The 10813-nt window shown below is 65.7% G+C and carries 9 protein-coding genes; 7 read left to right on the top strand and 2 right to left on the bottom strand.

Annotated features, from left to right (window positions below; genetic code table 11):
• Nucleotides 1-61: 61 nt before the first annotated feature.
• Entirely contained in the window at nt 62-859 is a 798-nt protein-coding gene (locus BM382_RS27570) for a DUF4349 domain-containing protein (RefSeq protein ID WP_072444668.1), read from the bottom strand.
• 197 nt (nt 860-1056) lie between these two features.
• Between BM382_RS27570 and BM382_RS27565 the strand changes: the two genes are divergently transcribed.
• On the top strand, nt 1057-1476 hold the full coding sequence (locus tag BM382_RS27565) for a PaaI family thioesterase (protein WP_072444666.1): 420 nt from the start codon (nt 1057-1059) through the stop codon (nt 1474-1476).
• A 124-nt stretch (nt 1477-1600) separates the two neighbouring features.
• Here BM382_RS27565 and rtcR read toward each other — a convergent pair whose 3' ends face one another.
• A complete protein-coding gene (gene rtcR / locus BM382_RS27560; RefSeq protein ID WP_072444664.1) occupies nt 1601-3193 on the bottom strand; it encodes an RNA repair transcriptional activator RtcR in 1593 nt (530 codons plus the stop codon).
• Between the two features lie 205 nt (nt 3194-3398).
• Between rtcR and BM382_RS27555 the strand changes: the two genes are divergently transcribed.
• From BM382_RS27555 to rtcA, 6 genes are all read left to right on the top strand, one after another.
• A complete protein-coding gene (locus BM382_RS27555; protein ID WP_011060601.1) occupies nt 3399-4943 on the top strand; it encodes an RNA-binding protein in 1545 nt (514 codons plus the stop codon).
• A gap of 772 nt (nt 4944-5715) precedes the next feature.
• Nucleotides 5716-6942 (top strand): RtcB family protein, encoded by a 1227-nt coding sequence (locus BM382_RS27550; protein ID WP_011060602.1) that lies wholly within the window; start codon nt 5716-5718, stop codon nt 6940-6942.
• A gap of 4 nt (nt 6943-6946) precedes the next feature.
• Nucleotides 6947-8290: a hypothetical protein gene (locus tag BM382_RS27545; RefSeq protein WP_015635089.1), complete on the top strand. Its 1344-nt coding sequence runs from the start codon at nt 6947-6949 to the stop codon at nt 8288-8290.
• Between the two features lie 16 nt (nt 8291-8306).
• Nucleotides 8307-8936 carry a hypothetical protein gene (locus BM382_RS27540; RefSeq protein WP_072444662.1) on the top strand — a complete coding sequence of 210 codons (630 nt, stop codon included), beginning with the start codon at nt 8307-8309 and terminating at the stop codon, nt 8934-8936.
• Between the two features lie 15 nt (nt 8937-8951).
• Entirely contained in the window at nt 8952-9740 is a 789-nt protein-coding gene (locus tag BM382_RS27535) for a nucleotidyltransferase domain-containing protein (protein ID WP_011060605.1), read from the top strand.
• 8 nt (nt 9741-9748) lie between these two features.
• Nucleotides 9749-10777: an RNA 3'-terminal phosphate cyclase gene (gene rtcA, locus BM382_RS27530; protein ID WP_015635092.1), complete on the top strand. Its 1029-nt coding sequence runs from the start codon at nt 9749-9751 to the stop codon at nt 10775-10777.
• Nucleotides 10778-10813 lie beyond the last annotated feature (36 nt).

The raw sequence follows: 10813 nt of genomic DNA, 5'->3' as shown, positions 1-10813 counted from the left end.
GCCAGGGCGGTGCAAGGCTTGCGGGCCTCTTCGCCGGCAAGCCGGCTCCTACGGGGTGGGGTCAGGGGCGCCGGCGTACGAATTTGCGCCACAGCCAGACCCACAGCAGCACCAGGGGGAAGGCCAGGATCACGAAGGGCAGCACATAGCTGCCTTTCTCCAGGGCCTCGGCGGTGCCGTCGGCCAGGTTGTCCAGCAGGTTGCTGAAGGCGCGCTTGAGGCTGGATTCGCGCTGGACGCCGTCGCTGGGCAGGAACTTCAGGGTCAGGAGGTTGGTGTCCAGGCGGCGTTGCTGGCCGGCGGCGGTCTGGGCCAGGGCCTGCAGGTCGTTCTCGATGCCGGCCTGTTCCCGGCTCAGGGCAATCAGGTCGCTGACGCTGATGTCCTTGCGCGCCGCCAGTTCGTCCAGGCGCTGCTGCTGGGCCTTGAGCCGCTGCTGCTGGCGCTGCACATCGGCCACGGCATCGGCCAGGTCTTCGGCGCTGGTGATGCGCTCGCCCAGTTCCGCGCCCTGGGAGGCCTGCTGGACGATGGGCTCCACACCGTCCGGGACTATTCGCAGCGTCACCTGGGCGCGGTACTTGCCCTGTTCCAGGCGCAGGATATTGCACGGGCCGAACTGGGCCTTCTCGCAGGCTTCGCGGGTTTGCGCCAGGCGCGGACCGATCTGCTCGGCTGGCAGCGACAGGCTCAGTTCATGCTCATAGGCCAATTGCGCGCCGGCCTTGCCCTGGGCCCCGCCCAAGGCCACGGCGCTGCTGTTGTGGTCGCCGGGAGAGCAGGCGCTGAGGGCCAGGGCGCCGAACAGGGCCAGGGCCAGTCGACGGAATTTTGCAGGGTGATCGTCCTGATGCTGCATGGGGGCTCCTTGAGGGATGAATCGGCGACAGGGTCGCAGGTGCGCATCTTACCGTCGTTCGGGGAAAGACCACGATCCCGGCTTGGCTTATCGGCGACAATTTTCCTGGCTGATGCTGATAGGCGCGGCGCGGGTTCAGGACTACACCTGTGTCAGCCCGGGACGACGGTGTTTCGGCGCAGATCAAGGAGTGCGTCATGCGCGAGTCGGCTATTCCCCCAGGCTTTGCCCCCTTGCCCCGCAGCAGCCCGCTGCTGGAACTGATCGGCCCGGTCTACGGCTGCGGCAGTGGCAGCGAACTGCGCGTCGGCCTGCGGGCCGATGCCCGGCACGCCAACGGCCGGGGCACGGTGCATGGCGGCATCATCGCCACCCTGGCGGACATCGGCATGGGCTACGCCATGGCGTTTTCCAGCGATCCGCCCTTGCCGTTGATCACCGCCAGCATGACCCTCGACTACCTGGGGGCGGTGCAGGTCGGGGAATGGATCGAGGTGCACCTGGAGCATGCCAAGCGTGGCCGGCAGATGGCCTTTGCCACCGTGGTGCTGCGGGTCGGCGAACAGGAAGTGGCCCGGGCCAGCGGCGTCTTCGCCGTCCCAACCGTAGCCCTGTAGCCGCTGCTGAGCCCGCGAAGCTGCGCAAAGGTCCGCAGGACCTTGCTTGGCAATCGCCAGCCAAACCTCTATCGATCTTGAAAGCCCTGCGTCCCTGCGGGCCGTTCGCAGCCTGCGCCAGCGGCTACAGCTGTTTCCAATCCAGGCCGAAACGCGCCAGGTATTTGCGCAGGCGGTCGGCGTCGTTGGGGTTGGCCTTGCCCAGGCGTGACACGCCGAACAGCCGGCGCCCCGCCTCCGACAGGCTGTCGGCGCGGCGGCACTCGGCAATCACTGCCTTGAGTTGCAGGCGGTCGAACAGGTCCAGCTCCACATCGTCGCCCAGCAGTTTCTGCAGTTCGTCCTCTTGGTTCTCCAGCCCCCAGGCGTGGCGCAGGCGCTGGATTTCCTCCTCGACCTGGGCCTGGTCGATGCGTCCGCTGTCGGCCAGGGTGGCCATGCGGGTGATGGAGGCCGACAGCTCGCGGAAGTTGCCCAGCCACGCCGCTTCGCTGGAGCTGGCAAAGGTCAGGTAGCGTCGCCGCGCTTCAAGGTTGAAGCGCACCAGCTGCCCTTGTTCCCGGGCGTGACGCTCCAGCTCGAAATCGATGTTCGGTTCGATGTCTTCGCGGCGCCCCGCCAGCCCCGGAAGGTTGAAGGTCCAGAGGTTGATCCGCGCATACAGGTCCTCGCGGAACAGCCCCTGGGCCACCCGGCCACGCAGGTCGCGGTGGGTGCCGGCGATGATCAGGAAATCGCTCTGCACCTCCTGGTCCGAACCCATGGGAAAGAAGCGCTTCTCCTCGATGGCCTTGAGCAGCATGGCCTGTTCGTCCAGCCCCAGTTCACCGATCTCGTCGAGAAACAGCATGCCGCCATCCGCCGCCCGCAGCAGGCCTTCACGGGCATTCTGGGCGCCGGTGAAGGCGCCCTTGATATGGCCGAACAGTGCCGACATGGCCCCGTCCCCACGCAGGGTGGCGCAGTTGACCTCGACAAAGCGCCCCTGCACCTGGTGCCGGCCACGCTTGAGCTCATAGATGCGCCGGGCCAGGAACGACTTGCCGGCACCGGTGGGGCCGATCAGCAGCATCGGTGCCCTGGAGCGCACGGCGACCCGTTCGATCTGCTCGATGGAGCGGTTGAATGCCGGGTTGCGGGTGGCGATCCCGGACTTGAGGAAGGCCAGGCCCTCCAGGCGCTTGTGGGCAAAACGTGAGGCGATGCGGTCGTAGCGCGACAGGTCGAGGTCGATCAGGGCGTGGGTGCCGGTGGCGTGCTGGTCCGGGTCGCGGCGCCGCGCCGGCGAGGTCTGGATCAGCCGGGCAGGGAGGTAGCGCGCCTCGGTCAGCAGGAACCAGCAGATCTGCGCCACGTGGGTGCCGGTGGTGATGTGCACCAGGTAGTCCTCGCGCTCGGTGTCGAACGGGTAGGCGCTGGTGAAGTCGTGCAGGGCGCCGTACACCTCCTCGAAATCCCAGGGATTGTTCAGGCCCATGGGGTGCAGGCGCACCTCGGTTTCCGGCGACACCTGGCGCACGTCGTTGGCCACCCGTTCGGCCAGGCTGACATCCCGCGCGTCCAGGCCATGGATCAGTTCCAGGCGGTTGATCAGCACATCCTGCTGCTGGCACAGACCGACCGTGGGCCGCCAATGGCTCCAGCGGTTGGCACCCTTGCCGACGCGATCGAGGGTGGAACCGACAAAACCTATGGCGACCGTGGGCTTGTTCGACATGTTTATACCTGGAGATAAAAAACGATAAGCAAAGATATAAAATTATCGAGGCGTTTGTCTTGCCGGATACGTGATGAAAAAATGATAAAAAATAAAAAACCTTATAAATCAATTAGATAAAAAATAATTTGTTGGAAAATCAAAACCTGGCACAGCGGCTGCAATATCTCTGGCAACGAACAAGACAACAGAGCGAGACGCCAAGATGGCCAACTTCCAGCTGTTCAACACCCAACAGGCAAAAGCGCCAGCGAGCACCACCCTGAACGCTTCCAAGGCCGGGGCCTATGCCTACAACGCCAAGCATCGCCTGGCCCAGCTGGCGGTCACCGGTTGCTTGAACTCGACCTTCTACACCTCGCCTGAAGGCCAGTTGGAAGCGGTGCTGCAACTGGTGAGCGAGCTGGACAGCCGCTTCGTCGCCCAGGCCGCCCGTTACGCTCGGCAGCAAGGCCATATGAAGGACATGCCGGCGCTGCTGCTGGCGGCACTGACCGCGCAACGCTCGGCCCTGGTGCCGGAGCTGTTCGCCCAGGTGGTGGACAACGGCAAGATGCTGCGCAACTTCGTGCAGATCCTGCGCAGCGGCGTGACCGGGCGCAAATCCCTGGGTTCGCAGCCCAAGCGCCTGGTGCAGAACTGGTTGAACAGCGCCACCGAGCGCCAGCTGTTGCAGGCCTCGATCGGCAACCAGCCGTCCCTGGCGGACGTGGTGAAGATGGTTCACCCCAAGCCAAGCGAGGCCTGGCGTGAAGCCTTCTTTGCCTGGTTGATCGGCAAGCCGGTGGATGTGCAGGCGCTGCCTGAGTTGACCCGGGACCTGCTGGCGTTTCGCAGCGGAGCGACCCGGGAAGTGCCCCAGGTGCCGTTCCAGTTGCTCGGCAACGAGACACTGAGCGCCGAACAATGGGCCGGGCAGGCCCGCAACATGGGCTGGCAGGGGCTGCGCATGAACCTCAATACCCTGGCGCGCCACGGCGCGTTCCAGGTGCCGGGTTGTACCGAGTACGTGGCGGCGCGGCTGGCGGATGCGGGGGAGGTGGCCAAGGCCCGGGTCTACCCGTACCAGTTGCTGGCGGCCTACCGCATGGCCGGTGACGAGGTGCCGCAGCCGGTCCGCGAGGCGCTGCAGGATGCCCTGGAGCTGTCCCTGGCCAACGTGCCGGCGCTGGCGGGCAACGTGGTGGTCTGCCCGGATGTCTCGGGCTCGATGCACAGCCCGGTCACTGGCTATCGCCAGGGCGCCACCACCGCGGTGCGCTGCATCGATGTGGCGGCACTGGTGGCGGCCGCGGTGTTGCGCAAGCAGCCGGCGGCGCGGGTCATGCCGTTCGAGCGTGGGGTGGTGAACATCCACCTCAACCCGCGGGACAGCGTGATGAGCAATGCGCAGAAGCTGGCGAACATCGGCGGGGGCGGCACCAACTGCTCGGCGCCCCTGGCACAGCTGGCCAATGCCAAGAGCCGCGTGGACACGCTGATCCTGGTCTCGGACAACGAGTCGTGGATCGATGCGCGGCGCCACGGCGCCACGGAAACGATGCGCCAGTGGGAGCGGATCCGGGCCATCAACCCGCAGGCGAAGCTGGTGTGCATCGACATGCAGCCCGGGGCCACGACCCAGGCACCGGACCGCGAGGACATCCTCAACGTCGGCGGCTTCAGTGACGCGGTGTTCGATGTGATCGAGCAGTTCACTGCGGGCAATTACGGTGCGCAGCACTGGGTAAAGGCTATCGAGGCGATGTAACGCTGATCGGTAGAGGATGAAACACACCGTGCGCCGGCCAGCCGGCGCACACCACAGATTTTTTGCTCATTGGCCCTGAATGCCGCTGTGACTACATCCAAAGGCGTCTCAGCAACTCTTGTCAGGGCCGGTGACGGCACGAATGCCAGTGGCTGTACATATTGGTCAAGCCGGTTCGAATCCGGCGATCAGTCACTTCTTTTGTCGTGCCACCTTTTTTGCAGTTTTTGCGACGAATGCTGATGGAACTACATCCAAGGTTCGAGATGCGGGTTCGATTCCCGCCGGTGCCGGAAAACGGCGCCGTGGTTCAATGGTCAGAACGCGAGTGCACCGTTTCATCGACTCCTTGTCGTCGCATCTTTTCCCCCCGCCTCGGCGGGATGGCAGCGAATGCCACGGGTACTACATCGTGTCGCGGGTTCGAACCCCGCCAGCCGCAAGGCTGTAGCTCAGTCGGTAGAGCAAATGTGCCTGTTCCCTTGTCGCTGCCCGCAGGCCCGGCCTGCACCGATTGACCCGGCGAATGCCGGTGGAACTACAGGACAGCGTGGTCGCGGGTTCGAGTCCCGTTCACCGCAAGGTGCTAGCTCAGAGGCAGAGCGCGCTGCATGTTTCACCTCCACTTGTCGCCGTTTGCACCGAACACCGCAATTGCGTAGGAGCTGGCTTGCCAGCGAAGAGACCCCTGAGATCGTCTGCTGCGACCCGGCTCCTGCGCACCCTATTGAACAAGGCCGTATCCGCGGCCACAGGAAAAAGAGTCAACGACATGGAACACAAGACCTACCAATTGCTGGAAGTCGCCAACGGCAAGCCGATCAAGATGTGGACCCAGGGCGTGCCGGTGGAAAACGAAGCCCGCCAGCAATTGATGAACACTGCGAAGATGCCGTTCATCTTCAAGCACCTGGCGGTGATGCCCGACGTGCACCTGGGTAAGGGTTCGACCATCGGTAGCGTGATCCCCACGGTGGGCGCGATCATCCCGGCTGCGGTCGGGGTGGATATCGGCTGCGGAATGATCGCCGCCCGTACTTCGCTGACCGCCTCCGACCTGCCGGATAACCTGGCCGGATTGCGTAGCGCCATCGAGGCGGCGGTGCCTCACGGTCGTACCTCGCCCCGTAGCGGTCGCGATAAGGGCGCCTGGGGCGACGTGCCGAATCAGGCCGACCAGGCCTGGGCTGCGCTGCACCCACGTTTCAAGGCGATCACCGATAAGTACCCGGCCCTGGCCAACAGCAACAACCGCAAGCACCTGGGAACCCTCGGCGGGGGTAACCACTTCATCGAGGTCTGCCTGGATGAGGCCAACCGGGTCTGGTTCATGCTCCACAGCGGTTCCCGTGGCGTAGGTAACGCCATCGGCAACCTGTTCATTCACCTGGCCCAGGCCGATATGCGCCAGCACATCGCCAACCTGCCGGACCGCGACCTGGCCTATTTCGAGGAAGGCAGCCAGCACTTCAACGATTACGTGGAAGCGGTGGCCTGGGCCCAGGATTTCGCCCGGCAGAACCGTGAGCTGATGATGCAACTGGTGATCCAGGCCACCCGCAAGGTGATCAGCAAGCCCTTCGAGGTGGCGCTGGAGGCAGTCAACTGCCACCACAACTACGTGCAGAAGGAGCGCCACTTCGGTGAAGAGGTGCTGGTGACCCGCAAGGGGGCGGTGTCGGCGAAGAAGGGCGAGCTGGGGATCATTCCGGGTTCGATGGGGGCCAAGAGCTTCATTGTCCGCGGATTGGGTAACGAGGAGGCGTTCTGCTCCTGCAGCCACGGCGCGGGGCGTACCATGAGCCGCACCAAGGCCAAGAACACCTTCACCCTGGCCGACCAGATCCGCGCGACCGCCCATGTGGAGTGCCGTAAGGACGAAGCGGTGATCGATGAAATCCCGATGGCCTACAAGGACATCGACCAAGTGATGCACGCCCAGCGCGAGCTGGTGGAAGTGCTGCACACCCTGCGTCAGGTGGTGTGCGTTAAGGGGTAGAGCAATGGACGACATGGATGCATTGATAGCAACCCCGCCCGGCTGGCAGTACCAGCTGAGCGACTACGAAGCCCGCCGCGTGCGGGAGGTGATGGACGAGTTGGACAGGCACAGCGCCTGGCTGGAGCTGAGCCGCTTCGGCAACGGTTTCGTGCGTCAGGCCGCGGTGCGCGGGCTGGCCGCGCAGCCTTCGGCAGAGGCCCTGGTGGCTTTGCTGGAGCGCCTCAACGACTGGGTGCCCCAGGTTCGCCAGGAGGCCGCCGCGGCGGTCGAGGCCTATTGGGTGCCGGAGCATGCCGGGCTGCTGTTGCAGACCCTGGCACCGCTGCTGGCCCTGGCCGGCAAGCAGCGCGCCGACCACGGCGCGACCCTGGAGCGGGCCAGCGCCGTGTTGCAACTGGCCCAGGTGCGCGACCAGGTGCAAGGGGCCTTTGGCACTTGCCGGGGCAAGGCTGCGCGCTTTGTCTTCGAGCTGTTGCTCAAGGGCGTCGAGGACCGACCGGCGCTGCTGGCCATGGCCCTGCGCCACCCGGAGGTCAGCGTGCGGCAGATGGCGGTGGACGCCTGCGCCGAACTGCCCGATGAGCAGGCGCTGCCCTTGCTGGAAGAGGTGATGCGCAGCTGCGGCGCCAGTGTGCGGGTCAAGGCCCTGCGGCTGCTGCTGTCGCGCCTGGCCGATTGTCGCGAGTATCTGGCGCAGGCCCTGCTCGACCCTTCGGGGGCCTTGCGTTGCCTGGCTCACTGGGCCGCGCCGCGCCATGGGCTGGACCCGCGGGCAGTGCTGCTGGCCCGCTTGCAGCAGCCGGCCCCGGGCAACAAGCGCCAGTGGCTGGGGCTACTGGGGTTGGTCAGGGAGCTGCAGGAGCCACAGGCCGATGCCATGGTGCGCCAGGCCCTGGCTTCGCCGGCGCTGAGCGTGCGCCTGCAGGCCCTGCAAACCCTGGGTGAACGTGGCATGGCCGAGCAACTGGCGGCCCTGGACGATGCCTCGGACAAGGTCTTCGACTGCGCCCTGGGCCTGTTGCGCCAGCAGCCGTGGGCGGTATTCGACGAGGCCCTGGAGCAGCGTCTGGACCAGCATTGGCACGATCTGCCCAAGGCGCGACGCTGGGCCATGCTGGCCCTCAAACCGGGCTGGCGTCAGTTGGAGTACCTGCTGTGGCGCCTGGGGCAGGGCGGCAGTGACGCCGCCTATTGGCGTGAGGCCCTGGCGCGCTGGTGCGACAGCCGCTACGGGATGTTCGACCCGGTGACCCCCAAGCCCCTGCGCGAGGCCATGGTGCAACGCTTGCAGGCGATGGAAGCCGCCGGGGAATTACCCGCCGGTTCGGTCCAGCGGCTGTTGTGAGGAAAGGAGAACCGCCATGTTGACCCCGGTTGAAGATGAGCACAGCCAGGCGCTGCGCCAACAGCTGGAAGCGGCGTTTTGCGTGTTCGATTTTGTGCGGCTGGCGGTGGAGCCGGGTGTCGAGGTGAATCAGGCCTTGCATCGCCAGGGCTTGCAGCACCTGTATCAGCACCTGATGGCCAGGCGCCGTGAGGCCTGGAAAAAGCTGCGCCAGGACCCGCGCTACGCCGACGTTGGTGAACCGCAGATGCGCTGGGAACCGGAGCGGGCACTGCCTGAGCGGCTCAGCCCGCAGCAGGTCCGGCAACTGGTTTGCGAAGACCCGGAGCAGCAGGACTGGGCCTTGTACCGGGCGTTTTGCCAGCCACCGTACGGGCTGCATTTCCCGGGTGGGGCCGAGCAGGCCCGCCAGGTGTACGGCCAATGGCTGGACCTGCTGGGGCTCGATCTCCAGCAGCAGCCCCAGGTGATCAACTGGGTGGGCGACCTGGAGCTGGATTGTCAGGCCCCGGCCATGGGCCCGCATTGGCTGCCCTGGAGTGAATATTTCGACGAAGGCCTGGAGTGGTGGGGCGTCTGGTGCCTGACGGTGTGGAACCCCGTGCGCCGGACCCTGAGTGTGCTGGCCGCCAGCGCCACGGATTGAACAAGGAAAAGGATCATGGAACATCTGGAGCGCCATCCCCTGAGCAGCGCCATGCGCGAACGGGTATTGGCCGAGCTGGCGCGGATCGAGCGCGAGCGCAATGTGCAGGTGCTGTATGCCTGCGAATCCGGCAGTCGGGCCTGGGGCTTTGCCTCTACCGACAGCGATTACGATGTGCGTTTCGTCTATGTGGAAAAGCCCGAATGGTTCATCCAGGTGGATGCCGGGCGCGACGTGATCGAGCGGCCCCTGGACGACGAGCTGGACATCAGCGGCTGGGAACTGCGCAAGACCCTGGGGCTGTTGCGCAAGTCCAACCCGACCCTGCTGGAATGGCTGGATTCGCCCCTGGTGTACCGCAGCGAACCGACCGCCGCCGAGCGCCTGCGCGAGCTGGCCGAGGCGTTCTACAGCCCGCCGGCGGCGCGCAACCATTATCTGTCGATGGCCAGGAAGAACTTTCGCGGTTACCTGCAAGGCGACAGCGTGCGCTTCAAGAAGTACTTCTACGTCCTGCGGCCCTTGCTCGCGGTGCGCTGGATCGACCAGGGGCGCGGCCGACCGCCGATGACCTTCGCCGACCTGCTGACCACCGTCGACCATCAGCCACTGCTGGACGAGGTGGCCGAGCTGCTGGTTTTGAAACGCTGCGCCGACGAGTCCGCCTACGGACCGCGACGCCCGGCACTGCACGCCTTTATCGCCGCCGAGCTGGAACGCCCGGTGCCGAAACTGGTGCGTACCCATGAAGACAACGCGTTGCTGGACGCTTACCTGCGGGAAACGGTCCGGCACTACGCCTGAGGAATGTGATGAAACAGGATGTAATCGAACTGGACGGCGCCATCGGCGGCGGCCAGGTACTGCGCAGCGCCCTGAGCCTGTCGATGCTCACCGGCAAGACCCTGCGTATCCATAATATTCGCGCCCGGCGCAGCCGCCCGGGGCTGTTGCGCCAGCACCTGACCGCGGTGCTGGCGGCGGCCCAGGTATGTGGCGCCAGAACCACTGGGGCCGAGCTTGGCTCCCAGGTCCTGAGCTTCGAGCCGGGGCCGATCCGCGGCGGCGACTACCGCTTCGCCATTGGCACCGCCGGCAGTTGCACCCTGGTGCTGCAGACCCTGCTGCCGGCCTTGCTGCGAGCGCCGCAGCCGAGCCGCGTGAGCATCAGCGGCGGCACCCACAACCCCCTGGCGCCGCCGGTGGATTTCCTCCAGCAGGCCTGGCTGCCGCAACTGCGGCGCATGGGCGGGCGGGTGGAACTGCAGCTGCTGCGCCATGGTTTTGTCCCGGCCGGCGGTGGCGAACTGGAGGCCTTTATCCAGCCTTCGGAGCTGCAACCCTTGCATCTTCAAGAGCGCGGAGCATTGCTCGGCAGTCGAGCCTGGGCCTTGAGCGCGGGCCTGCCCGAGCATGTGGCGGAACGCGAGTTGCGCCGGGTGCACGATCGCCTGCAACTGCCTCGCGAGCAGCTCACCCCGGTGCTGCTGGATGAAGAGTACGGCCCGGGCAATGTGCTGCTGCTGGAGTTCGCCTTCGAGCACCTGACCGAGCTGTTTTGCGGTTTCGGCCAGAACAGCCTGCGGGCGGAGAAGGTCGCCGACGGCGCCATCGATCAGGCCCGGGACTGGCTGGACTCCGGTGCCGCAGTGGCGGAACACCTGGCCGATCAACTGTTGCTGCCCATGGCCCTGGCCGGTGGCGGCAGCTTCACCACGCCGTGCATGACCGAGCACCTGCAGAGCAATATCCGGGTGATCGAGGCATTCTTGCCGGTGCGGATCGAGGCGCGGCCACTGAGCGAGCAAGTACTGCAGGTGCAATGCCACGCCCTGTCGTGAAAGGGCTAATGGGCCCGGGTCATCAAGGAGGTTGTC

The organism is Pseudomonas sp. NFPP25, from assembly GCF_900116505.1.
In the GTDB taxonomy this organism is placed as follows: Bacteria; Pseudomonadota; Gammaproteobacteria; order Pseudomonadales; family Pseudomonadaceae; genus Aquipseudomonas; species Aquipseudomonas protegens.
This window is presented reverse-complemented; position numbering and strand designations above follow the sequence as displayed.